The sequence below is a fragment of the Vannielia litorea genome (genome assembly GCF_018424695.1).
Lineage (GTDB): Bacteria > Pseudomonadota > Alphaproteobacteria > Rhodobacterales > Rhodobacteraceae > Vannielia > Vannielia litorea_A.
Map to the genome: position 1 here is coordinate 1 of NZ_QTNQ01000055.1, position 22,880 is coordinate 22,880.

The window sequence follows — 22,880 nt, forward strand, 5'->3', positions numbered from 1 at the left end:
CGCAAGCAGTCACCTGCAAAAAGGGCGGCGAGGCACCTGGGAATGGGGTGGTTTGCCCCGCCGCCAGCCCCGGCCTTAGCCGGAGGTCAGAAGGCCCGCCCCCACGGCGGCCTCCCATTCGGCGGTGTCCACCTCACCATCCGCCGAGGTGTCGATCTCGGTGAAGATCTCCTCGGTGATGTCCGGGTAGGCCACCTGCATTTCTTCCATCGAGAAAGTGCCGTTGCCATCGGTGTCTTCCACCATCGGCGCATCCTGAGCGGCCAGCGGCGCGGCCAGAAGCGCGGCGAGGGCGGCGGCGGTCATGGTAATCTTGGTCATTGCTCTTGGTATCCTCTTACTGGGTTGAGCGGCCCCGGCTGTCATCGCACCGCGGCCTGCGGGAGAGAGGTAAGTCCCACCCCCGCCCCGTTTCCATGCCCGTCGCGCGCTCCGGCCAAACCCCGGCGCTGCGCCGCCAAATCCCGCGCGCAGCGCCCGCGCCTTCCCGCCTGAGCCGCCCGCTGATCCTTTTGCCGCCGGGCCAAATCACCCCTCCACGCGGGCTTCCGCCCAGAAAGCCCGGCCCCGCCCGCTCGGCCACAAACCGCCCGCTCCGGGCAGGAACCCCAGCGCCTCCCGCCCGTTGAGTCGCCAAGCGAAACAACAGCGAAAGGAGCACCAGATGCCCCGCATTGAAGAAGCCAAGATCCTCATCATCGCCACCCACGGCTTCGAGCAATCCGAGCTCGAATTCCCCCGTGACCAGCTCCGCGCCAAGGGCGCCACCGTCCATGTCGCCACGCTCGACGGCAAGGCAATCAAGGGCTGGGAAGGCTCTGACTGGGGCCGCGAGGCCGAGGCCGACACCCAGATTTCCCGCGTCGGCGCGGGTGAATATGACGCCCTCGTCATCCCCGGCGGCCAGATCAACCCCGACCTGCTCCGCGTGGAGCCCGATGTGCTGAAACTGGTGCGCGACTTCCACGACACCGGCAAAACCATCGCCGCTGTCTGTCACGCGCCTTGGGTTCTGGTCGAGGCCGGCATCGTGAAGGGCCGGGAGATGACCTCCTACACCTCCATCAAGACCGACGTGAAGAACGCCGGGGCCCATTGGGTCGACCGTGAGGTGGTGGCCGACAACGGCCTCGTCACCTCGCGCAAGCCCGACGATCTCAAGGCCTTCGTCAGCAAGATCGTGGAGGAAATCGAGGAAGGCACCCACACCCGGCAGGCCGCCTGACTCGGGCCTGACTCGGCAGAAATCCGGCGGCAGGGTTAACTGCCTGCCGCCGGTTTTTCAGGTGGTCCCGGCACCACCCGGCTCACGCGTGGATTGTGCACGCCTTGCATATCAATCACTTGCAAACCGCCCCACACGTGCTTCCCCAGCGTCATTGCGTTTCCGCAAGCCTTACGATTGCCCGGATTTCCCCGTTATTGTCTGGCTCCGGTCCCAATTGCGCCCGAATTGATCGGCATACCCAAACTCGGAAATAAAACGAGAAGGTAGTGCGGTATGGATCGTCTGACGGAAATGGAAGCTTTCGCCACGGTCGTAGACCAGGGCGGCTTCACGGATGCGGCCAAGAAGATGGGGATCTCCAAATCCGCCGTCTCCAAACACGTCTCCTCGCTCGAAGCCCGTCTCGGCGCCCGCCTCCTCAACCGCACCACCCGCCGCGTCTCCCCCACCGAGATCGGCCTGGCCTACTATGACCGCGCCCGCCGCGTTCTGAACGACGCCGGCGAGGCCGACGCGCTGGTCACGTCGATGCAATCGGCCCCCTCAGGCCTGCTGCGGATTTCCGTCGCCACCGACTTCGGGGTCAATCACCTGAGCCCGGTGCTGGGCGAATTTCTCCGTGAGTTCCCCGACATCACCGTCAACATGGTCCTCAACAACCGCTACGTCGAGCTGATCTCCGAGGGCTTTGACATGGCGATCCGTATCGGCGAGCTCGAAGACAGCACCCTGCGCGCCCGCAAACTGGCCGACACCACCAAGCGCATGATTGCCTCGCCTGCCTACTTCGAAAAGTACGGCCGCCCCGAAAAGATCGACGACCTGAACGAGCACAAGCTGCTGCACTATTCCAACCAGTCCTCCGGCAACGTCTGGAAGCTCACCGCCCCCTCGGGCGAAAAGCGCCAGGTCCGCACCGCCGGCTGGCTCACAGTCAACGACGGCCAGTCGCTGCTCAACGCCGCCATCTCCGGCCTCGGCATCGCCTACCTGCCCAACTTCCTCTACTGCGAGGCCGAGAAGGAAGGGCTGGTGCAAGAGGCCATCCCCGGTCTTCCGGTCGAGATGCTGGGTATCTACGCCGTCTACCCGCCCGGTCGCTTCACCCAGCCGAAGGTCCGCGCGTTCATCGATTTCCTGGTCCAGAGCTTCGCCGCGAAGGGCCCGGATACCTGGTAAGCCGCCGGCTTGCCGATGTTTCCCCTGAAGTCACACTTGGCCGGGCCCGCTTGCCCGGCCTTTTCTTTTTGGCCCGCGCCAATCGTGGCGATTTTGTGGCACGGTCCGCCAGATCGGCACATTCTCGCCTAAATGTCTGAAAATATATCACAAATTCGTTGGCTTTGTTGATTACCCACGTCCTCGAGGCACCTTTGTGCGATATACTCGACGAGTAGAAGTTAATTCTCCGCAGGCGCCGAAAAGCGCCGCACAGGACACCAGAATGGCAGGCGAAGCCTATCTCATCTCCGGCGACCAGATCGCCACCTACGGCGCGGTGAACATCACCTATCCGGGCGGGGTGACGCATGTTCGGCTGACCAATGTCCGAACCCTCGGCGATGCCGACAGTCGGTTTTTCCTTGTCCGCACGCAGGGCGAGGGCGACGAGGTGACAAACGGCCAGTTCTTCGAGGTCTACCCGGCGGTAGATGACGGCAACGGCAATCTCGTGCCCGGCCCGACGCCCGTGATCGGCGCCAACTTCAGCACGCCCGACGCCTACGGCGGCACCGGCGCGGGGGATGATTACATCATGTTCGGCCTGTTCGGCGGCCCGCGCTTCGTGATCGACATCAACGGCATCGGCAATGGAAACTATACCGCCGTGCAGGGCCAGGACATCGGCGGGGGCAACATGGACGGCGAGTTCAACCTCTCCGACCTCGCCGCCGCCAATCCCGACGGGGCCATCTGCTTCACCTCCGGCACCCCGATCGACACGCCGCGTGGCCCGGTGCCCGTGGAGCAACTGCGCGTTGGCGACCTGGTCACCACCCTCGATGACGGCCCCCGTCCGATCCGCTGGATCGGATGCAGCATTGTCGAGATGACCCCGGAGAACCACGATCTCGCCCCTGTCGAAATCGACGCCGGGGCCTTCGGGCACAACCTCCCGAACCGCACGATTGCCGTCTCCCCCGCGCACCGGCTCTTGGTGGCAGATTCCGGCGCGCAGCTCATCCTCGGCGAAGATGAAGTGCTGGCCCCCGCCAATGCGCTGATCAACGGCACCACGGTGCGTCGGCGTGCGGCAGCGGGCGGAACGGTCACCTATTGGCACCTCATGTTCGACCGTCACCAGATCATCACCAGCGCCGGGCTCGCCTCCGAAAGTTTCCACCCCGGTGCCTATGCGCTCGACACGCTGTCGCGCGCCACCCGCGCCGAGGTGCTGCGGCTTTTCCCCGCGCTTGCGGACTGCGACCCGGCCGATGGCTATGGCCCCACCGCCCGCCCCATCGCGCGCGGCTTCGAGGCCCGCCTGCTCGCCCTGCCCGACCGCGCCGCCTGAGGCCGCCTACCCCGGCAGGGCGCTGGCGTCGAACTGTGCGGCAAACTCCGGCGACGGCGGGATCGGGGTGATCACGTCGATCATTACGCCGCCCGGATCGGCGGTGATGAAGTGGCGCTGGCCAAACGCCTCTGACCGCAGGTCGAGCAGCATCGGCAGCCCCGCCGCGCTCAGCCGTGCATGCACCGCGTCCACATCCTCCACCTCGAGGTTCAGCAGCAGCCCGCCCGCAGTCTGCCCCCGTTTGCTTTCCGGAATCGTGGCATGATCGCGCTGGAGGAGCGCGAGGTTCACGCCTGCCTCGGCCTCGCATTGCAAATGAACGTACCAGTCGGCCTCGAACAGGGCGCGAAAGCCGAAGTGCCGGATGTAGAAGGCGGCGCGCGGCGCCACGTCTTCGCACATGAGCACCGGGTAATACTGCGTGCACTTCATGGGTTTTCTCCCTTCAGGAATTTACATACATTCTGCATGTATATTTCGAAATAAACATACAGGCTGTATGTATGCAAGAAGAAACCACGCGCCGCTCCAACGCCGACCGCCGCCGGGAAACCCGTTCAGCGCTGCTCGCGGCGGCCAGGGAATGCTTCGTTTCCAAAGGGTTCGCAGGCACAGGCACGCCCGAGCTTGTGGCCGCGGCGGGCATGACGCGGGGCGCGCTCTATCACCACTTCGCCGACAAGACAGATCTCTTCCGCGCCGTCCTGCGCGCCGAGGCCGAGGCCGTGGCTGCAGCGATTCGCGCCGCCGCGCCCCCCGGCTCCGACATCGTCGAGGCCCTGCTCTCAGGGGCCGACGCGTATTTTGCCGCGATGAAGGCCCCGGGCCGCGCCCGTCTGCTGCTGGTCGAAGGCCCCGCCGTGCTTGGCCCGTCCGAGATCGCCGTCCTCGATGACGAGACCGGCGGCGCAACCCTGCGCGAGGCGCTCACGGCGCTCAACATCGCCGCCCCAGTGCCAGAAACCGCGCGGATGCTCTCCGCCATGTTCGACAGCGCCGCCCTCGCCATCGCCGATGGCGCCGACCCTGCGCTCTACCGCACCGCGCTCGGCCATCTGCTCACGGCCCTGGCGCGGCAATAGCAGAAGGTCGCGCCCCCGCGAGGACGCCTTGAAAGGCGGACGAGCAAACGCGCCAGAGCGAGGACGCCTCGAAGGGCGGACGAGCGGCCCGCTTACTCGGTCGAGGAAAGAATAGCCTCCACCCGCCGGTTGGCCTGACGGCCCTCCTCGGTCAGGTTGGAGGTGATGGGAGAGAGAAAGCCAACCCCCTCCGCCTTGATCTGGCTTGCCGGTACGCCCAGCGCCGTCAGGCGCTGCTCCACCGCCCCGGCGCGTTTTTTCGACAGGGCAATATTGCCCGCCAGCGAGCCCTCGGCATCGGTATGGCCCACCAGCACCACCGAGCGCTCCGGATGCGTTTTCAGGTAACCGGCCAGCAGGTCCAGCGAGGTGTAGTCGCCATCTTCCAGCCGCGAGGAGCCGGTCGGAAAGTCGAGGTCTTCCAGCACCGCGCGCCCGTGGATTTCAAGCTGCTGGGTCAGCGGCATCACCGTGACCGACGGCGTCGCAAAGCCCTGCACGCCACCGGCCACCTCTTCGTCGCCCACATCCTCCGACACGCCCGCCGTGTCGTCCACCTCCAGCGCGCCGGCCGCATCGGGATTCTTGGTCGAGGCCACCAGCACATCGGCCTCCGCCTCCTGCGGGCCGATGCGGGTGATCTGCACAAACCCCCGCCCCGAGGAGCGGCTGACGAGGAAGGCCACGTATTCCGGCTTCTCCTCGCCCATCCGATGGGCGGCCATGAAGCGGTAATCGCCGAGGTCCACATGCATGTCCGGCTCGGGGATGTTCTCCGTTGCATAGCGGAAGTCGAAACCCCCGCACTCCCGCGCCTCGCATTCGAAGATCACCTCAAAGCCCGCGGCCTCCACCTGGTCGCGCAGCGGCGCCAGAAGTTGCAGCGTGGTCATCCCGCGCGCCTGCACCTGCCACGCCTGTTGGCGCACCTGCCCCTCGGCCCAGATGCTCTGGATATCGCCATTGCGGAACGGGCTGATCGGCAGCTTGTAGCTGCCAAATGTCTCCACCTGCTCCGCCGTCTGGCGGGCGCCGGATGGAAACTCCAGCTTGAGGGCATCGGCAACCCCCGCCTGCGGGGCAAGGAGGGCTGCGGCCAGAAAGGCCAGTCGAAGGCTCATCGGTTTTGGCCGTGATACTCCGGGTTCGGTTGCATTTCCGTTGCCGTCGCCACCCGGTTGGTCATGTTGAAGAAGCCGGCCACCGAGGCGATATCCCAGATGTCCCGGTCGCTCCAACCGACAGCGCGCAGCGCGGCGCGGTCTTCATCATCCACCTTTTCGCAGGATTCTGTCAATTTTGCAGCGAAATCGAGCATTTTGCGCTGCTTCTCGGGCAGGTCGGCCACCCGGTAATTCATCACCATCTGCTCGCCGAAGCTCGGGTCACCGCTGAGGGCGCGCACCGCCTGCCCGTGCGCCACGAGGCAGTAGAAGCAATGGTTGATCGAGCTGACGACCACCGCGATCATCTCGCGCTCCAGCTTGGTCAGCCCGGAGTCGGCCAGCATCAGGTCATTGTAGAGGGCGGTGAAGGCGTTGAGCTTGTCGATGTCGAAGGCATAGGCCTTCAGGACGTTGGGCACGAGGCCCAGCTTTTCCTCGCAGATCGCAAAATACTTTGCCGTTTCCTCGGGGAGCGGGTCGACCATGGGAAGGTCGAGCGCCGTCACGCTCTCTGTCTTTGCCAAATCTCTGCCTCTCATCCGGCCTCTTGTCGGGCCTGCGCCTGACGATACAGGTAGTGGCCCACCAAATCCATTTCTAACCGTTCATATAACGCATTTGCCGCGGCATTCTGTTGCGTCACGAGAACTGTGATCCATCGTGCGCCGTGATCTTGTGCCCAAAGCGCGGCGCCACGCATCATGTTGACGGCAACGCCCTGCCGACGCATCACGCTGCGCACCTCCAGCGCGTGCAACATGGCGATCTCACCGTGAATTGAAATGAAGCCGGTGCCCGCAGGCGTGTCGTTCGACCGCCCAAGCAGGGCCGTCTTCGGCCCTTTCGCCCGCTCCATCACCGCCACCCGCTCCGGCCCGATGCCGCCCTCGGCCCACATCTCCCGCTGGATCGTCAGCGGCGGGAACTCCACCGCGAAGACCCGCACGCGCGGCGGCTTTTCGGCCGTCAGCCGCGCGACCGGGGCAAGGCGAATGTTGGTCGGGTCTTTCTCTGCATAGCCCGCCGCCGCAAGTCGCGCATCCAGCCGGGCCTGCCCGCCGCGCAGACGCACCAGCGGGGACTGACCCAGCGCCGCCTGCGCCGCCTCCATCGGGGCCATCTCGGCCTCCTCGTCTTCGGTGGTGGCCGAAGACACCCGGCTGCCCGCGCCGCCGCCTGCCCGCACCGTCCAGGGCCCAGCATCCACCGTCCGAAGCGCAGGCCACGTTGCGTCGATTGTGGCGAAAAGGTCATCCAGGCCGGGGGTCACGTGCCGAACAGCTCCACCAGCCGCATCATCGCCGCATCCACCCGCGCCGCTTCCTGCCCGCGCACCACGATGTTGGTGCCATAGACGCCGTCCTGCTGAAACGGGTAGGAGCCGAACGACAGGTCGGCGAATTCCTCGGCCAGCGCGCCCAACGGGTCGGCCACCACGCCCTCGCCCTGCATCACCCGTAGGTTCTGGCTCAACAGCGGCGCGCCCCCGACCAGCGTCGCCAGCACGCCTGCCACCATCGCCTCGAAGACGTTGGGCACCCCTGCCATCACATGCACGTTCTCGATGGTGAACCCCGGCGCCACGCTCACGGGGTTCTCGATCAGCGTAGCGCCTTCCGGCACCCGCGCCATCCGCTTGCGCGCCTCGGTAAACTCGATGCCGCGCGCGGCATAGCTGTCGCCAAGCAGCTTCAGCGCATCCGCCCGCTGCGGCGCGGTGGTGCCGAAGGCCGCCGCCACGGCCTCTGCGGTGATGTCATCATGGGTGGGGCCGATGCCGCCGGAGGTGAAGACATGGTCGAAATGGATCGCAAGATGCTTCACCGACTCGACGATCGCCGCGCGCTCGTCGCTCACCACCCGCACTTCCTTCAGGTCGATGCCCCGCTTGGTCAGCTCGCCCGCCAGGTGATGCATGTTGCTGTCGCGCGTCCGCCCCGAAAGGATCTCGTCACCAATCACCAGCATCGCCGCCGTCGGGTTGCCCATGCTCCACCTCTCCTTGAGCCTCACCGCCTGCCGGTATAGGCCCGCCCCATGCGCTTCGCCACCCCCCTCGTCCCGGCCCGCCTGACCCGCCGCTACAAGCGGTTCCTCGCAGATGCCGTGCTGGAGGACGGGAGCGAGGTGGTGGCCCACTGCCCCAATCCCGGCGCGATGACCGGGCTGGCCGAGCCGGGCACCCGGATCTGGCTGGAGCCCAATGATGACCCCCGGAAGAAGCTGAAATACGGCTGGCGGCTGGTCGAGCACGAGAACGGCCATTTCACTGGCATCGACACCGCCCTGCCCAACCGCGCCCTCGCCGAGGCCCTGCGCGCAGGCGCGGTGCCGGGGCTCAGCGGCTACGAGACCATCCGCGCCGAGGTGCCCTACGGCGAGAAGAGCCGGGTTGATTTCCTGCTCACCGGCAAAGGGCCGGAGTGCTACGTCGAGGTCAAAAGCGTCACGCTCATGCGCCAGCCCGGCCTCGCCGAGTTCCCCGATACCACCACCGCGCGAGGTGCCCGCCACATGGCCGAACTTGCGGCAATGGCGCGAGACGGCCACCGCGCCGTAGTGCTCTTCCTCGTGCAGCGCACCGATGCCGCGCAGGTGGGCGTGGCGGCAGATATCGACCCGGCCTACGCCAAGGCCTTCGCCGAAGCCCGCGCCGCCGGGGTCGAGGCCATGGCGCTCTCCTGCAGCATAACACCGGAGGCAATCACCCCGGGCGCACCGCTGCCGCTGCTGTAACCACGCAGCTCTTCGGCCCTTGCGGTCCTCATCGCAGCTGCGAGGAGGGGCTGAAGGCCCCGAGGAGCTGCCCCTACTCCGCCGCCACCGTGTAAACCGTCCGGCAGGGGAAGGGGATGTCGATGTCGGCATCGTCCAGCGCCTCCTTCACCTTGCGCGTCATGTCGGCCTTGTAGGCAAAGAACTCCGACGCATCGACCCAGACCCGCACCAGGAAATCCACCGAGCTGTCGCCAAGGTTCGTCACCTGGAAGAACGGCTCCGGATCGGTCTTGCTGCGTTCGTCGGCCATGATCGTATCACGGATCACCTGCTCCGCCTGCGCAAGGTTCACCCCGTAGCCCACGCCAAACGTCCATTCCGCGCGACGGGTCTTGTTGGTGGTGTAATTCTTGATCGTGCTGCCCCAGACATCGCTGTTGGGCACGATCACCTGCACGTTGCTGAGGTCCGCAAGCTCGGTGGTGTTGAGGCTGATGTCCTTCACCGTGCCCATCTGGCCGCCCACCTCCACGAAATCGCCCATCTTGAACGGGCGGAACACGATGATCATCACGCCCCCCGCCACGTTCGAGAGCGTGCCCTGCAAGGCAAGGCCCACCGCAAGGCCCGCCGCACCGATGGCGGCGATGATCGAGGTGGTCTGCACCCCGAAGGTGTTGAGCACGATCAGGAAGGCGAAGCCGAGGATCACCCAACGCACGATGTTGCCGAGAAAATGGAACAGCGTCTCGTCGAGCTTCGGGTTCCGCTCGGCGATTGCCACGATCCGCCGCTTGACCCAACCCGCGATGATGAAGCCCGCGATCAGGATGAGAATCGCCGTCACCACGCTGCCGAGGATCGAAGCGAGAAACTCGATTGTCAGGTAGTCGCCCAGCACCTTGTCGCCCCCCAGAGGGGTGTTCATCAGATTGTTCAGAAAATCCATGCCTGTCTGTCCCGTTCTTTTCCTTGCGTCCCACAGCGCTTCAGGCGCAAAACACGCCCTGTTCACACGCGGTCAACGCCGGCATGTCAAAAAACGTTCCCGCCGGAAAGGGGCTGCGACCGAGGCTGACCTAGCGTTTCGCGGGCAAAGCCCCTATTTGAAAGAGAACACTCCAAGAGACGAAGACCATGATGGATGAAACGCGCGAGCGGCTAACACGAGACGGGATCCGCATCCACGGCAAGGAGGACTTTGCCGGGATGCACGCAGCCGGCAAGCTGGCCGCCGAAATCCTCGATGCCTGCATCCCCCTCGTCGTGCCCGGTGCCTCCACCGGCGAGATCGACGCCGAGATCGAGCGGCGGGTCAACGAGGCCGGGGCGAAATCGGCCACCATCGGCTACAAGGGCTACAAGCACGCCTCCTGCATCTCGGTGAACCACGTGGTCTGCCACGGGATTCCCGGCGAGAAAAAGCTGAAGGAAGGCGACATCCTCAACATCGACGTGACCGTGATCGTCGATGGCTGGTTCGGTGATACCTCGCGGATGTTCGTCGCCGGCAAGCTGCCCCGAAAGGCCGAGCGGCTGATCGAGGTGACCCATGATGCGCTGATGCGCGGGATCGAGGCGGCAAAGCCCGGGCAAACCTTCGGTGACATTGGTCATGCCATCCAGAGCTATGTCGAAAGCCACCGCATGTCGGTGGTGCGCGATTTCTGCGGCCACGGGCTGGGCCGGGTGTTTCACGCGCCGCCCAACGTGCTGCACTATGGCCGTCCGGGCACCGGGCCGGTGCTGGAAGAGGGCATGTTCTTCACCATCGAGCCGATGGTGAACCTCGGTCGCCCCGAAACCAAGGTGCTCTCGGATGATTGGACGGCGGTGACCCGCGACAAGTCGCTCTCCGCGCAGTTCGAGCATTCCGTCGGAATCACCGCGCAGGGCGCCGAGATTTTCACCCTGTCGCCCGCGGACTGCTTCCACCCAACCTATGGCTAGGTGGCTCGCCGCCTTTGCCCTGCTCCTGGCCTTCGCGGGCCAGGCGCTGGCGCAGGGCAAGGCAGCCGCCGTCGAGCAGGTCTGGCGTGACTGGGCAGCGCAGCAGCGCCTGCCGTCTTCCACCCTCGCCGTCGCCGAAAACGGGCGCATCGTGGCCCGGCGCGGCCTCGGTGCCGATCCCGACCAGCCGTTTGACCTCGCCTCGCTCTCCAAAGGCATCACCGGCGCCTGCATGGCGGCACTGGTGCGCGAAGACAGGCTGCGGCTCGACACGCCCCTTGGCCTGATCCTTGGGCGCGACGCGGCGCGCCACGCCAACACACCGCTCTCCGCCTTCCTCACCCATTCCGCAGGCCTCTGGCCCGATGCCACCCAGCGCATGGACCTGCGGCAATGGGCGCGCAAATCGGCCCTGCACCTGCCCGTGGCCCGCCCCGCCCTCGCCCGCCGCCCGCGTGGCGCAGGCAAGACCCGTTACAACAACGAGAATTACGCCGTCCTCGGCGCGGTGATCGAGGCCGTTACCGGCCAGAGCTATTACACCGCCTGCGCCCGTCGCCTCGGCCTTTCCGGTATTTCCCCCAGCCCGCGCTGGGGCGGGACCGGGGCCTTCGGTGGCTGGCGCGGCTCGGCGGCGTCCTACACCGCCGTGCTCACCCGCCACTTCGGCCCCCGCTCGCCCGTTGGCGCCGCCCCGCGCCGCTGGGCGCTCAACCGGATCGACGGCAATTCCAGCTATTCCATGGGCATGCTCACCCGCTCCAGCCGTCTCGGCCAGGTGTTCTGGCACGCGGGCCTGCTCTGTTCTTCGCGCAAACGCGGCTCCGGCGGCTATGCGGTGAACTTCGGAAATCGGCTGACCGTCACCGTGCTCTTCACCGGCTGCGTCAGCGAAAACGACCTGCGCGATCTGGGGAAAAGGCTGACGCAGGTCGCCGTGCGTTAGCACGGTGCGCTCCAATAGACGCTGGACCACTGCGTCACGCAACGATTGAGCCGCCTCCCCGCACGGAATCAAGGCGAAGCCGCCGGGCAGCGCCGTCCCGCCCCCCGGGGCGGCGCTTTGGTGAAGTTGGTGCGGATCTCTTAGGTCAGATGACCACTGCACCATAAAGCGCACCCGAACCACCCTTGCATGCGCCACCCCACGGGACGGCGCTACACGGCTCACCCCTCACCCACGCTTCCCCCGTAGGGCGCGCATTCATGGCGCACCATACCCCTCTTCACCGCCCCTCCGGCTCCACCGGAAACCGCCCGTCGATCCGCCAAACGCCGCGCCGGTCAAACCGCGCGCTCTCCGCCATCGGCTCCGCCACAACCCCGCCAAACCGCGCCTCGTGCAAATACACCGGCCGCCCGCGAATAACTGCGATGACCCCGAAACACTCGCGCGAGGCCTCCTCCGGCTCATCCACATAACGCCATGCAAAACCGCCACCGATGCTGGTGTTGAAACACTCAATTCGCCGCCCGTCCTTGTCACAGGCCAGCGCACGGCAGTCGTTGCAGAAGTGCCAGGGATACCGCAGAAACGCCTTCCGCTTCGCCCCGCAGCCGGGGCAGAAGTGTTCGGGCAGCTCATCCATCGAGCAGCGCCTCCAACCCGGCCTGCAACTCCGCCATCGAGTGCACCGTGGCCACGCCCTCGGCTTCCATCTTGGCCGCGTTGCCATGCTCGACGTAGCCGAAAAACTGCATCCCGGCGTCCCGCGCGGCCCAATGGCCCACCGGGCTGTCATCCACCATCACCGCCCGCGCCGGGTCCACCCCCGCCGCCTCCGCCGCGATCAGCAAAAGGCCCGGTTCCGGCTTGGCGGTGCCGTGGTCATGGGCCGAGAACACCCGCGCACCCAGCCGCTCCAGCAGCCCGCTCGGCCCCAGCGAGCCGCGCATCTTTTCCATCGGCCCGTTCGAGGCCACGGCCACCGCCACGCCCCGCGCCTCCAGCCAGTCGATCAGCGCGACCGCGCCCTCCGTCATCTCCACGCCCTCGGCCATCCGGGCAAAGATGCGCTGGTAGATGAAGGCGATCCAGTCCTCCGGCAGATCGGCCCCCGCCTCGCGCAGCCGCCGGTCCACATCCTTCATCGTCCCGCCGGTGAACCGGTCATGAAAATCGGCGGCGCTCACCTCAAAGCCCCGCGTCGCCAGATCGGCCACCACCAGTTCCGAGAGCGGCCCCTCGCTGTCCACCAGCACGCCGTCGCAATCGAATATGACCAGTTCGGGTCTCATGACTTCTCCATCAGGGTGATATGCGTGTCGCCATAGGCGCGGTGCTCGATCAACTCGAAGCCCTCCGGCGCTTCCATCGGCGCCGACTCCTCCCAGACGATCAGCGCCTCCGGCACAATCCAGCCGCCCTCCACCGCGCTGGCCAGCGCCCGCTGCCCCAACCCCTTGCCGTAAGGCGGATCGAGGAAGATCAGGTCAAACGCTGCGCCCCGGTTCTCGCCGAGCCGCACTGCGTCGCGGCGATAAAGCTTCACCTCGCCCATCGCCCTCAGCTTCTCCACGTTCTCCCGGATCAGCGCCCGCGCCTTGTGCCCGTCATCCACGGCGGTCACATGCACCGCGCCCCGGCTCAGGGCCTCCAGCCCCAGCGCCCCGGTGCCGGCGAAGAGATCCAGCACCCGCGCGCCCTCCACGCCGCCCCGGCTCATCAGCACGTTGAACAGCGCCTCCCGCACCCGGTCCGACGTGGGCCGCAAATGCGCCCCCGCATCCCCCTTGCCCAGCGCCGCCAGCGCCGTGCCGCGGAATTTTCCGCCAACGATTCTCACGCCTTGAGCAGCGCCTTCAACTCGGTGGCCGGGTCCGCCACCGCAGCCTTGTCGGGGCTTTTGCCGCCCTCGATCAGCCGCTTGCCCACCATGTAGGCCCGGCTGTCGTTCATCGCGTCCACTGCCAGCAGCTTGCCGCCGCCGTAGTACCAAAAGCTCACCGTCTCGCCCTCGCCCCGGGTGACGATCTCATCGTATCCGCTGTTCAGCCCGGCGATCTGCAACTTGGTGTCATACTGGTCACTCCAGAACCACGGCTTGGCCACGTAGTCCTTCTCCGCGCCCAGCATGTTCTCGGCCACCAGCTCCGCCTGGTCGATGGCATTGCCCACCGACTCCAGCCTGATCCGTCCTCCCCCATGCGGGAAAGAGGCGCAATCGCCCGCCGCATAGATCGAAGGGTCAGAGGTGCGCCCCTGCGCATCGGTCTTGATCCCGTTCTCGATCATCAGCCCGCCCAGCTCGGCAATCTGCGTGCAGGGGGTAATGCCCACGCCGACGATCACCACATCCGCCGCCAGCTCCTCGCCATCGGTGAGCAGAGCGCCCGTCACCCGGCCTTCGCCCAGCAGCTTCTCCAGCCCGATACCCTCGCGGATATCGACACCGTGATCCTCATGCAGCGCGCGGAAGTAATCCGAGGTCTGCGGCGCCGCGACCCGCTGCAGGATCCGGTCGGCCATCTCCACCAGCGTCACATCCAGCCCCAGCTTGGCGCAGACCGCCGCCGCCTCCAGCCCGATGTAGCCGCCACCGATGATCAGCGCCTTCTTTCCCGCGCCCAGCTCCGGCTGCATCCGGTCGATATCGGCCAGCGTCCGCACGGTGAACACCCCGCCCAGATCACCGCCAATCGCCGCCGGCAGGCGGCGCGGCGCGGAGCCGGTGGTCAGCGCCAGCAGGTCGTACTTCAACCGCTCCTCGCCGAGGTGCAACTCCTTGTGCTCCCGGTCGATCCCGGTCACCGGGGCGCCCAGCTTCAGCGTGATGTTCTGCTCGGCGTAATACTCCTCGGAGCGCAGGTAGAGCCGCTCAAGCTCCATGTCGCCCAGCAAATAGGCCTTGGAGAGCGGCGGGCGCTGATAGGGCACCACCGGCTCTTCGCCGATCAGGGTAATCCCACCCTCGTGGCCCAGCGCCCTCAGCTTGCTCACCAGCGACGATCCCGCCTGCCCAGCCCCGACAACCACGATATCCATGCCCGACCTCCCTTGCCTTTCCGCACGTTCGCGGCATTTCATGAAGCGAACCACGCGAACAGCAAATAGATAAAGGGAGAAGATCATGCAAATCTCGGTGGGAGACACGATCCCTTCGGCAACTTTCGTGCGGATGGGCGCCGAAGGGCCGGAGCAAATCGCGCTGAAAGACATCACCACCGGCAAGAAGGTGATCATCTTCGGCCTGCCCGGCGCCTATACCGGCGTCTGCTCCACCCAGCACGTGCCGAGCTACATCGAGAACATGGACACCCTGAAGGAAAAGGGCGTGGCCGAGGTGATCTGCGTCACCGTCAACGATCCCTTCGTGCTCGACGCCTGGGGCAAGGAGACCGGCGCAACCGAGGCCGGCATTCATATGCTGGGCGACCCGGAAGGCACCTTCACCAAGGAAATCGGCATGAGCTTCACCGCCCCGCCCGCCGGGCTGATCAACCGCTCGCTGCGCTACGCCATGGTGCTGCACGACAACGTCGTGACCACCTTCAACCTCGAAGGCGGCCCCGGCGAATGCTCCGTCTCGGCGGCGCCTGCGCTCTTCGACGAGCTCTGAGACTCTCTGTCGAATTGTGGTCGTCGTTAGTTGACTATTAACCGACACCTTCGGTTTCTCGTTGACTTATTGCGACCAGAAACCTACTTCATAAGCAACAACACCCCCCAGGCGACCGGTCGCAAGACCGAGCTCAACACCGGGGGGTTACTTATTTTTATGGGTCCGAAGTTAGAGATTGCAGTTCTCAAAACTCCCCACCAGCATCGAGCAGCAGCTTAGCCTACTCACTCAACGAGGAATGGTCGTTGAAAGCGCTGAGGAGACCAAACAATGGTTAGAAACTGTCGGTTACTACAGGCTTAGTGCTTACTGGCTGCCGTTTGAGGCACCTCCAAAGCCGGGTTATGCAAGAAGCAAGGCTTTCGTTGAGGGAACAACATTCGCTCAGGTCGCTGAATTGTATGTGTTTGATAGAAGGCTGAGAGTGCTTACCCTCGAAACCATCGAGCGCATTGAGGTCCATGTGAGATCACGATGGACCTATTATATGTCTCATGCACATGGCTCCCACGCTCACCTGGATCACAAGCTATATGAAGGGGGCCTGAACCACGCCGAGCAACTCGTACGTTTGGCCCGGTCAGTGGAGAAGTCCGAAGAGACCTTCATCCTGCACTATAAGGCCAAGTATTCTCAGCCCTATTCACCGCCACTGTGGGCTGCCACTGAACTCATGACCTTCGGCGAGCTGTCCAAGTGGGTCCAAGCGACCAAGGACAATTCCATTAAGTCCAAGTTAGGCCACGATCTCGGGCTCCCCACCAAGGAGATCGTAGAGAGCGTACTTCAGGTATTGGCCTACGTGCGAAACATCTGCGCACATCACGGCAGACTGTGGAACAGACGAACTGTCAAACGGCTTCCCAAGATCAAGCGTTTCAAGTCCGATCTATTGTACGCACAGGATGCTCGAGGCCGGCAGGTGAGTGACAACAAGATCTACAATGTGCTCGTTGTGCTGTTGCACTTGATGGAGCGGCAGCGCACGGACAGCAGTTTCCGTGATAGATTATTGGACCTGCTCCACACTCAACCGCCTGAGAACTTGCATTCTATGGGTTTCCCGAAGGACTGGGCAAACAGACCGGTCTGGAAAACTTAAGGGTTACCTCAGTCCGCCAACCGCTCCATCACAGACGCCAGCTTCATATCCTTCTCTGTCAGCGCCTTCTCAGAATGCGTCGTCAGCCGCACGTCCACCCGGTTCCACGAGTTCGACCAATCCGGATGATGGTCCGCCTTCTCAGCCGCCAGCGCCACCCGCGTCATCCAGCCGAAGGCCTCCGAGAAATTCTTGAACTTGAAGGTCTTTGCCAGAACCTCCCCGTCCTTCTCCCAGCCCGCAGCCTGCAACTCTTCCAGCGTCAATCCTGCTCCTCCCGATGCTCGCGCTTGAACGGCCCGTAGCCCGTCAGCACCTCGATCTCGTAATCCACCGCACGCGCCTCCTCGTCCAGAAACTGCGCGATCGCCCGGCGAAAGCCCTCGTCGGCCACCCAATGCAGCGAATGCGTCTCTTTCGGCAGGTAGCCCCGCGCCAGCTTGTGCTCGCCCTGCGCCCCGGCCTCCACGCGCGAGAGCCCCCGCGCAATCGCCTCCTCGATGGCCACATAGTAGCACAGCTCGAAATGCAGGCAGGGGTGGTGTTCGGAGCAGCCCCAATAGCGTCCAAAAAGCGCGTCGCGCCCGATGAAGTTCAGCGCGCCCGCAACCCATTCGCCCTCGCGCTCGGCCAGCACCAGCAGCACGTCGTCGCGCATATGCGCCTGCACCTCGTCAAAGAACGCCCGCGTCAGGTAGGGCGAGCCCCATTTGCGCGCCCCGGTGTCCTGGTAAAACCGCCAGAAGGCATCCCAATGCTCGGGCTGAATGTCCTCTCCCGTCAGTCGCAGGATCCGCCCGCCAAACCCCTGCGCCTGCCGCCGTTCCTTGCGGATCATCTTGCGTTTGCGGCTGCTCAGATCGGCCAGAAAGCCTTCGAAGTCGGCATATCCCCGGTTCTCCCAATGAAACTGCTGCCCCCTCCGGTGCATCAGCCCCATCTGCGCCCCCGCCTCGGCCTCCGCCTCGGTGCAAAACGTCGCGTGCACGCCCGAAAGCCCGGCCTGCGCCGCCACCTGCACCGCGCCCTGCACCAGCGCGCTCATCCCGATCCGTTCCCAACCGGGCTTCACCAGAAAGCGCCGTCCAGGCACCGGCGTGAACGGCGCCGCGATCTGCAATTTCGGGTAATACTCGCCTCCGGCCCGCTCATAGGCATGGGCCCATGAGTGGTCGAACACGTATTCGCCCTGGCTGTGAAACTTGGCATACATCGGCGCGGTCGCGATCAGTTCTTCGCCCGCCCGCGCCAGCAGATAGGTCGGCTGCCAGCCAGACCGCCCGCCCACCGAGCCGCTGTCTTCCAACGCCTTCAAAAACCGATAGGTCACGAACGGGTCTCCCGGCCGCCCCTCTCCCGGCGCGGCACAGGCATCCCAGGCCTCCGGCGTCACCGCGCCGAGGCTGTCCACCGTTTCAATGGAAATTTCCGAGCTGCCATCCATAGCCACGCCAGACTTGGCCCGCCGCGCCGCGGCGTCAAGCGACGGCGTAGCCCTCAAAGGTCACATTGGCGGCAACCTCGCGGGCCTTCGCCTCTTCCGCCTCGGAGCGGATCGTCCAGCACAGAATTTCGGCACCCTGCGCCTTCAACTCCGCCACCCGCGCATCGCCCAGCGCGCCGTGCCGGTGGCTGATGAAGCAGGCCCCCACCCGGTCGTAATCGGGTATCGCCCGCAACTCGGCCCGCCGCGCTTCGGGCACCAGCTCCCAATCCTCGGGGCGGTAATCATCCGTCACCAGCCCGCGTGGCACATCGGGCATCAGCCCCGCCATCGCAGCCACGGAATGCGGGTTGAAGCTCATCACCGCCACCGGCCCGCCGTAGCCCGCCATCACCTCCGCCACAGCCTGTTCGAGCGTCCCCACATCCGGGCCAAGCGCCCCGTCCTGGTCCTTTATCTCGATGAGCAGCGGCACCTGCCCGTCCACCAGCCGAAGCACCTCCGCCAGCGTCGGAACCCCCTCACCGCCACCGGTGAGCATGATCTGCCCCAGTTCTTCCGCCGTCCGCTGCGCCACCGGCCCGGTCTCACCCGTCAGGCGGCTGAGCGCGTAATCGTGGAACACCATCGGCACGCCATCCTTGGACGGCTGCACATCCAGCTCGATCCCGTAGCCCGCCGCAATCGCCGCCTCGAAAGCGGCGCGCGAGTTTTCCACCCGCCCGGCGGCGCGATCATGGTAACCGCGATGCGCAAGCGGGCGGACGAGGAAGGCCGGGTCGAGCCTCATTTCAGCTTGAATATCCCCTCGATCTCCACCGCCACGCCAAAGGGCAAGGAGGCCGCGCTGACGGCCGAGCGCGCATGGCGGCCCGCGTCACCCAGTGCTTCCACGAGGAAGTCGGAGGCGCCGTTCACCACCTTCGGCTGCTCGCCGAAATTGGCCGTGGAGTTCACGAAGGCCGTCAGCTTCACCACGCGCTCCAGCTTGTCGAGATCGCCGCCGCAGGCCGCCTTCACCTGCGCCAGCAGGTTCACCGCGCAGACCTTGGCCGCCGCGACACCCGCCGCCACATCCATGTCGTCACCCAGCTTGCCCTTGATCATCTCGCCATTTTCCATCGAGATCTGGCCGCTGACATAAAGCAGCCCGCCCTCTTCGACGTAGGGCACGTAATTGGCCGCCGGGGCGCTGGCTTCGGGCAGGGTAACGCCAAGCTCTGCAAGGCGGGTCTCATAGGGTCCGGGCATGGGCAAATCTCCTTTTCGCGCGGACCATGGCCCCGCCCCAGCGCGCGGTCAAGTCACCGTCGCCGCAGCCGCGCGATCAGCCGCTGCCAGCCCCCCGGCGCCAGCGGCACACTCAGGAACAGCCCGGCCAGAAACCCGCCGATATCCCCGATCCAGTCGTTCCCCGCGCCAAAAAGCACCCCGAACACGAGCTGAAACACCAGCAGCACCCCGATGAGCGCAAAGGCCCGATACTGGCTCTCCCCCATGTGCCCGTAGTGCACCCACATGATATAGGTATAGCCGCCAATCAGCGCATAAGCCCCCGGAAACGCGCCAAAAAGCGCCCCGCCGGGCGCGAGCATCCAAAACGCCAGCGCCCCCGCCACCGTCCCGGCAAAGAACAGCACGGCCACCGCCACCTGCCCCAGAATGTCGCCCACCATCTTGCCCAGCGCCAGCGTGAACACCGCGGCAAACAGCATATGCGTGAACCCGCCATGCACGAACGGATAGGTCACGATCCGCATCAGCTGGCTTGCCGGATACTCCCCCCGCTCCACTATCAGGCTCATGATCTCGCCCGAAAACGCAAACCGCTGCAACGCGAAGATCCGCGCATCGTCGCCCCCCCGCGTGTTGCCCACGATACCCGCCTGGCTAATCATGAACCACAGCTCCACCGCCCCCATCAGCCCGACAAGCGCCAGCACCACCGGCGGCACGGCGTTGAAGGGCGATGCATTGTGATCCCAGTCCATATCAGGCTCTCTGTTGATGTTTCCCGCCCCCGTGGGTAAGCGAGCAGGGCAGATTTGACCAGACGAGGCATCCATGGCCGACACCACCTTCACCCCCCGCGTCTTCTCCGGCATCAAGCCCTCCGGCGGGCTGACGCTCGGCAACTACCTCGGCGCCATCAAGCGCTGGGTCGAGATGCAGGAGGAGGGGACCGAGAGCATCTACTGCGTCGTCGACCTCCACGCCATCACCGTCTGGCAAGACCCGGCAGAGCTGCGCAAGGCCACCCATGAGGTCGCCGCCGGCATGCTCGCCTCGGGCATCGACCCCTCCAAGTCCATCCTCTTCAACCAGAGCCAGGTGCCCGAGCACGCCGAGCTGGCCTGGATCTTCAACTGCGTCGCCCGCGTCGGCTGGATGAACCGGATGACCCAGTTCAAGGAGAAGGCCGGGAGCAACGCCGAGAAGGTCTCCCTCGGCCTCTACGCCTACCCCTCGCTGATGGCCGCCGACATCCTGCTCTACCACGCCACCCACGTCCCTGTGGGCGAGGACCAGAAGCAGCACGTCGAGCTGACCCGCGACATCGCCGCCAAGTTCAACCACGACTACAAGGTGGATTTCTTCCCGATGACCGAACCGGTGATCGAAGGCCCCGGCATGCGGGTGATGAACCTGCGCGACGGCTCCAAGAAGATGTCCAAGTCCGGCGAAAGCGACATGGAACGCATCAACATGCTCGACGACGCCGACACCATCGCCAAGAAGTTCAAAAAGGCCCGCACCGACCCGGCCCCCCTGCCCGAGAGCCCCGACGGCCTGAAGGACCGCCCCGAAGCCAAAAACCTCGTCGACATCTACGCCTCTCTGTCAGGCGGCACCCAGGAGTCGGTGATCGCCGAATACGCCGGCGCAGGCTGGGGCCAGTTCAAACCGGCACTGGCCGACCTCGCCGTGGAGAAACTCGCGCCGATCAGCGACGAAATGCGCCGCCTGATGGCCGACCCGGCAGAGATCGACCGGCTATTGGGCGTTGGCCGCGACCGCGCACGGGAGATCGCCGCCCCGGTGCTGGAGCGGACCTATGAGATTGTGGGGCTGGTGCGGAGTTGAGGGGTCGCGGGTGAACTCCCCACAAACGCAATACTAGTGATGCGATTGGAGCAGTTGACACCGCAGCGTGACGCTGACCCTTGGACACCGTGCCGAGTGATCTTAATCACAAATCAAAGGCGATCTCACAGCCTGCGTCAAAATCACTGTAGATATTCAGCTTGCCGTCTTATAAGGACTAAACAAACAGTTAGTGACTATTTATGACCTACCAAGAAGACCTTCCTGACCAGTGTCCACCAGATGACGCCGCCGACCGTCAATTGAAGAGTGTCTGTCGGTTTTTTCAGTTCCCGGATGGCGATCCCAAGAATTTCTTTTCACACCACAAGTTAGGAAAGCCAACTGGAAATGCCGGTGAGTGCCGAGCGAAGAGCGTTTCACTGTTTAAAGCCGGCGCCGTGCCCGATGTATTGGCGGCAAAACGCACAGCCTTCTTTAAGAAATTCAAGATAAGCCTACTTGAAATACCTCCAGGCGCAGGGCCGAGCAAAGAGGTCGGTACTGGCCATATCGACTGGTGGCCCTACGCTGATTTTGACCCGTACACGTCAGTCTTGTCGCTTCACGATAATGCCGAAGACCTGAAACAGGCTTTGAATGATGCCCACTAAGTCCAAAGCGAAGAAATCAAAGACAAAGAACCTTTCCTTTGAAACGGTGCTCTTTGAGTTCATTGAGCCGATCGTTATTCTATATAAGAGCGGAAGGACGTATTTTGTAGCCTCAGCACTTCCATCCGAAGTTGGATACGTTGAAGGCTATCTTCTGGTTAGCGTCACCCCGAAGCTTTTAAAGCGATACTTTCGGGAGGAAAATGATCTTAGGTTTCTTTTCGTCTCAGCGCCCAACAGAAACTTCTGGTGGATGCCGGCAGACGAGATAGGCAATAGCACGGTTAAGGTAAGGGAGTTCCGCAGCGAGATAACGGACGACATGCTGCCAGACGCTCAGTTTTTCTCATCAAGCCATACTCACTCTTACCGAGAAATGGAGACAACCTATTCCGCCTTGGAAACGCTCTTCATTGATGGCAACTGGGAGATGGAGGATTTTGGTAGCTTCTCCAGAAAGTACCGCGACCTTTATGCCTTTGAAGAGTCTATCAACAAGCTAAGTTCATCGACTATTTCTGAAGGCGAAAAAGACAAAATTGGCAAAGCTTTCAAGGGCCAGACTTTGCAGGGAGGAGGAAGTTATGTGAAGTTGTTCAGTGAGTTACTCGAAAACCTGCCCAAAGCCGAACGCTACGACTTGAAGAGGGTCGAGTATGCGTCCCCAGGAAGGATTGAATTGCAAGGGAAGGGTGAGGTCTTCGATGCGCTGGAGGAACGCATCAAGAATATGGTTTTTAATAGCCAAGCCCTTCACAATGCCTATTGGAAATTGAGGCAGTTTATGTCTGAGGCTAAGTTGCTGGACATATCCTCCCCTGAAACCACGCTCAACCAAGAAGCAAGGATTCGGGTTGAGACAGACACTAAATCATTGTTTCATGAGCTGGGATTGGATCTCTATCGTACAGTGTTTGACCTAACGGGCAGCAACGTCGTAAGTACCGCCAAGATATCAATGGCGATCTATAGAAGGACGAAACAGGCCGCTGCTTACTTTGCCGAGGGACGTGTGGCCTATGAGAGGTAAAACCTTTCGGTGTTTTGGTGCTCAAGAGTATGTCCTTCGGATCGCGGCGGTCGGCCATGGGTGCGATGAAAATTCAAGTTAAGTACTTAAGTTCAGCGGTGGCAACAGGATGCCATCATTCAAAAGAGAAATAGGTCAGCCCGCGCATTGTCGCTGAGCGCTTTGGTGTGGCACAACACCCCACCGCCCCGCACCATTAACCACCCTACACCCCTCTTCTGTGCAAAAACCGAGTATGCATAGGTTGTGCATGGGTTGTGCATCACTTGTGCCCCCCTGCTTTTTCACCCCTTTCCCCCTTCCGGGCAAACTCCTTAACGCCCCGTCCACCCCGCCGACGAACGGCCGGAAGATCGCCCGGCGGGTCTTCCCCCGCCGGGCG

General features: G+C 64.0%; 28 protein-coding genes. 12 read left to right on the top strand and 16 right to left on the bottom strand.

Annotated elements, in window-relative coordinates:
* Window positions 1-75: 75 nt before the first annotated feature.
* Complete coding sequence (locus DYI42_RS16410; RefSeq protein WP_213547113.1) at window positions 76-321, bottom strand: EF-hand domain-containing protein; 246 nt, start codon at window positions 319-321, stop codon at window positions 76-78.
* A gap of 343 nt (window positions 322-664) precedes the next feature.
* Here DYI42_RS16410 and DYI42_RS16415 point away from each other — a divergent pair, with 343 nt between their 5' ends.
* The 3 genes from DYI42_RS16415 to DYI42_RS16425 all read left to right on the top strand — a co-directional run bounded on the left by DYI42_RS16415 (window position 665) and on the right by DYI42_RS16425 (window position 3,743).
* Window positions 665-1,225, top strand: a complete 561-nt coding sequence (locus DYI42_RS16415) for a type 1 glutamine amidotransferase domain-containing protein (protein ID WP_213547114.1) — start codon at window positions 665-667, stop codon at window positions 1,223-1,225.
* Between the two features lie 276 nt (window positions 1,226-1,501).
* Entirely contained in the window at window positions 1,502-2,407 is a 906-nt protein-coding gene (locus tag DYI42_RS16420; protein ID WP_213547115.1) for a LysR family transcriptional regulator, read from the top strand.
* Between the two features lie 265 nt (window positions 2,408-2,672).
* Window positions 2,673-3,743: a Hint domain-containing protein gene (locus DYI42_RS16425; protein WP_213547117.1), complete on the top strand. Its 1,071-nt coding sequence runs from the start codon at window positions 2,673-2,675 to the stop codon at window positions 3,741-3,743.
* Window positions 3,744-3,749: 6 nt separating this feature from the next.
* Here the strand turns inward: DYI42_RS16425 and DYI42_RS16430 are convergent, their stop codons facing one another.
* Window positions 3,750-4,178: a VOC family protein gene (locus DYI42_RS16430; protein WP_213547119.1), complete on the bottom strand. Its 429-nt coding sequence runs from the start codon at window positions 4,176-4,178 to the stop codon at window positions 3,750-3,752.
* Between the two features lie 71 nt (window positions 4,179-4,249).
* Between DYI42_RS16430 and DYI42_RS16435 the strand changes: the two genes are divergently transcribed.
* Window positions 4,250-4,828 carry a TetR/AcrR family transcriptional regulator gene (locus DYI42_RS16435; protein WP_213547121.1) on the top strand — a complete coding sequence of 193 codons (579 nt, stop codon included), beginning with the start codon at window positions 4,250-4,252 and terminating at the stop codon, window positions 4,826-4,828.
* Window positions 4,829-4,920: 92 nt separating this feature from the next.
* On the opposite strand, the gene DYI42_RS16440 is transcribed toward DYI42_RS16435, so the two are convergent.
* The 4 genes from DYI42_RS16440 to DYI42_RS16455 are packed head-to-tail and all read right to left on the bottom strand — an operon-like array spanning window position 4,921 to window position 7,983.
* The gene (locus DYI42_RS16440; RefSeq protein WP_213547122.1) at window positions 4,921-5,949 is read right to left on the bottom strand and encodes an OmpA family protein; all 1,029 of its coding nucleotides are present in this window, start codon (window positions 5,947-5,949) and stop codon (window positions 4,921-4,923) included.
* A complete protein-coding gene (locus DYI42_RS16445) occupies window positions 5,946-6,518 on the bottom strand; it encodes a peroxidase-related enzyme (RefSeq protein WP_274608829.1) in 573 nt (190 codons plus the stop codon). Before DYI42_RS16445 ends, DYI42_RS16440 begins: the two co-directional genes overlap by 4 nt.
* Window positions 6,519-6,529: 11 nt before the next feature.
* Window positions 6,530-7,264 (bottom strand): GNAT family N-acetyltransferase, encoded by a 735-nt coding sequence (locus tag DYI42_RS16450; protein WP_213547132.1) that lies wholly within the window; start codon window positions 7,262-7,264, stop codon window positions 6,530-6,532.
* Window positions 7,261-7,983: a competence/damage-inducible protein A gene (locus tag DYI42_RS16455; RefSeq protein ID WP_213547134.1), complete on the bottom strand. Its 723-nt coding sequence runs from the start codon at window positions 7,981-7,983 to the stop codon at window positions 7,261-7,263. The genes DYI42_RS16450 and DYI42_RS16455 overlap by 4 nt, the downstream gene beginning before the upstream one ends.
* A 48-nt stretch (window positions 7,984-8,031) precedes the next feature.
* Here DYI42_RS16455 and sfsA point away from each other — a divergent pair, with 48 nt between their 5' ends.
* Entirely contained in the window at window positions 8,032-8,730 is a 699-nt protein-coding gene (gene sfsA / locus DYI42_RS16460; protein ID WP_213547136.1) for a DNA/RNA nuclease SfsA, read from the top strand.
* Between the two features lie 73 nt (window positions 8,731-8,803).
* Here sfsA and DYI42_RS16465 read toward each other — a convergent pair whose 3' ends face one another.
* Window positions 8,804-9,661 (bottom strand): mechanosensitive ion channel family protein, encoded by an 858-nt coding sequence (locus tag DYI42_RS16465; protein ID WP_213547138.1) that lies wholly within the window; start codon window positions 9,659-9,661, stop codon window positions 8,804-8,806.
* Window positions 9,662-9,852: 191 nt separating this feature from the next.
* On the opposite strand from DYI42_RS16465, the gene map reads away from it, so the two are divergent.
* Complete coding sequence (gene map, locus DYI42_RS16470; RefSeq protein ID WP_213547191.1) at window positions 9,853-10,662, top strand: type I methionyl aminopeptidase; 810 nt, start codon at window positions 9,853-9,855, stop codon at window positions 10,660-10,662.
* Window positions 10,655-11,608: a serine hydrolase domain-containing protein gene (locus tag DYI42_RS16475; protein ID WP_213547140.1), complete on the top strand. Its 954-nt coding sequence runs from the start codon at window positions 10,655-10,657 to the stop codon at window positions 11,606-11,608. The genes map and DYI42_RS16475 overlap by 8 nt, the downstream gene beginning before the upstream one ends.
* Window positions 11,609-11,888: 280 nt before the next feature.
* Here DYI42_RS16475 and DYI42_RS16480 read toward each other — a convergent pair whose 3' ends face one another.
* Genes DYI42_RS16480 through DYI42_RS16495 form a run of 4 tightly spaced genes read right to left on the bottom strand, consistent with a single transcriptional unit; the run spans window position 11,889 to window position 14,647 of the window.
* On the bottom strand, window positions 11,889-12,251 hold the full coding sequence (locus DYI42_RS16480; protein ID WP_213547142.1) for a hypothetical protein: 363 nt from the start codon (window positions 12,249-12,251) through the stop codon (window positions 11,889-11,891).
* Entirely contained in the window at window positions 12,244-12,900 is a 657-nt protein-coding gene (locus DYI42_RS16485) for an HAD family hydrolase (protein ID WP_213547144.1), read from the bottom strand. The genes DYI42_RS16480 and DYI42_RS16485 overlap by 8 nt, the downstream gene beginning before the upstream one ends.
* Window positions 12,897-13,448 (bottom strand): 16S rRNA (guanine(966)-N(2))-methyltransferase RsmD, encoded by a 552-nt coding sequence (gene rsmD / locus DYI42_RS16490; RefSeq protein WP_213547146.1) that lies wholly within the window; start codon window positions 13,446-13,448, stop codon window positions 12,897-12,899. Before rsmD ends, DYI42_RS16485 begins: the two co-directional genes overlap by 4 nt.
* Window positions 13,445-14,647: an NAD(P)/FAD-dependent oxidoreductase gene (locus DYI42_RS16495; protein WP_213547155.1), complete on the bottom strand. Its 1,203-nt coding sequence runs from the start codon at window positions 14,645-14,647 to the stop codon at window positions 13,445-13,447. The genes rsmD and DYI42_RS16495 overlap by 4 nt, the downstream gene beginning before the upstream one ends.
* Before the next feature lie 85 nt (window positions 14,648-14,732).
* Here DYI42_RS16495 and DYI42_RS16500 point away from each other — a divergent pair, with 85 nt between their 5' ends.
* Both DYI42_RS16500 and DYI42_RS16505 read left to right on the top strand, forming a co-directional pair.
* The gene (locus tag DYI42_RS16500) at window positions 14,733-15,221 is read left to right on the top strand and encodes a peroxiredoxin (protein WP_213547156.1); all 489 of its coding nucleotides are present in this window, start codon (window positions 14,733-14,735) and stop codon (window positions 15,219-15,221) included.
* Window positions 15,222-15,462: 241 nt separating this feature from the next.
* Window positions 15,463-16,326, top strand: coding sequence for an Abi family protein (locus DYI42_RS16505; RefSeq protein WP_213547160.1), 864 nt, complete (start codon window positions 15,463-15,465; stop codon window positions 16,324-16,326).
* A gap of 8 nt (window positions 16,327-16,334) precedes the next feature.
* Here the strand turns inward: DYI42_RS16505 and DYI42_RS16510 are convergent, their stop codons facing one another.
* The 5 genes from DYI42_RS16510 to DYI42_RS16530 are packed head-to-tail and all read right to left on the bottom strand — an operon-like array spanning window position 16,335 to window position 19,761.
* The gene (locus DYI42_RS16510; protein ID WP_213547162.1) at window positions 16,335-16,592 is read right to left on the bottom strand and encodes a 4a-hydroxytetrahydrobiopterin dehydratase; all 258 of its coding nucleotides are present in this window, start codon (window positions 16,590-16,592) and stop codon (window positions 16,335-16,337) included.
* Window positions 16,589-17,770 carry a GNAT family N-acetyltransferase gene (locus tag DYI42_RS16515; protein ID WP_213547192.1) on the bottom strand — a complete coding sequence of 394 codons (1,182 nt, stop codon included), beginning with the start codon at window positions 17,768-17,770 and terminating at the stop codon, window positions 16,589-16,591. The genes DYI42_RS16510 and DYI42_RS16515 overlap by 4 nt, the downstream gene beginning before the upstream one ends.
* A 34-nt stretch (window positions 17,771-17,804) precedes the next feature.
* Window positions 17,805-18,560 carry a glycerophosphodiester phosphodiesterase family protein gene (locus DYI42_RS16520; RefSeq protein WP_213547164.1) on the bottom strand — a complete coding sequence of 252 codons (756 nt, stop codon included), beginning with the start codon at window positions 18,558-18,560 and terminating at the stop codon, window positions 17,805-17,807.
* Window positions 18,557-19,021, bottom strand: a complete 465-nt coding sequence (locus DYI42_RS16525) for a RidA family protein (protein WP_213547171.1) — start codon at window positions 19,019-19,021, stop codon at window positions 18,557-18,559. Before DYI42_RS16525 ends, DYI42_RS16520 begins: the two co-directional genes overlap by 4 nt.
* A 53-nt stretch (window positions 19,022-19,074) precedes the next feature.
* Window positions 19,075-19,761, bottom strand: a complete 687-nt coding sequence (locus DYI42_RS16530; protein WP_213547173.1) for a rhomboid family intramembrane serine protease — start codon at window positions 19,759-19,761, stop codon at window positions 19,075-19,077.
* Between the two features lie 73 nt (window positions 19,762-19,834).
* Between DYI42_RS16530 and trpS the strand changes: the two genes are divergently transcribed.
* From trpS to DYI42_RS16545, 3 genes are all read left to right on the top strand, one after another.
* A complete protein-coding gene (gene trpS / locus DYI42_RS16535) occupies window positions 19,835-20,854 on the top strand; it encodes a tryptophan--tRNA ligase (RefSeq protein ID WP_213547175.1) in 1,020 nt (339 codons plus the stop codon).
* 203 nt (window positions 20,855-21,057) lie between these two features.
* Window positions 21,058-21,468, top strand: a complete 411-nt coding sequence (locus DYI42_RS16540; RefSeq protein WP_213547177.1) for a hypothetical protein — start codon at window positions 21,058-21,060, stop codon at window positions 21,466-21,468.
* Window positions 21,455-22,498, top strand: coding sequence for a hypothetical protein (locus DYI42_RS16545; protein ID WP_213547179.1), 1,044 nt, complete (start codon window positions 21,455-21,457; stop codon window positions 22,496-22,498). The genes DYI42_RS16540 and DYI42_RS16545 overlap by 14 nt, the downstream gene beginning before the upstream one ends.
* The last annotated feature ends 382 nt before the right edge of the window (window positions 22,499-22,880 follow it).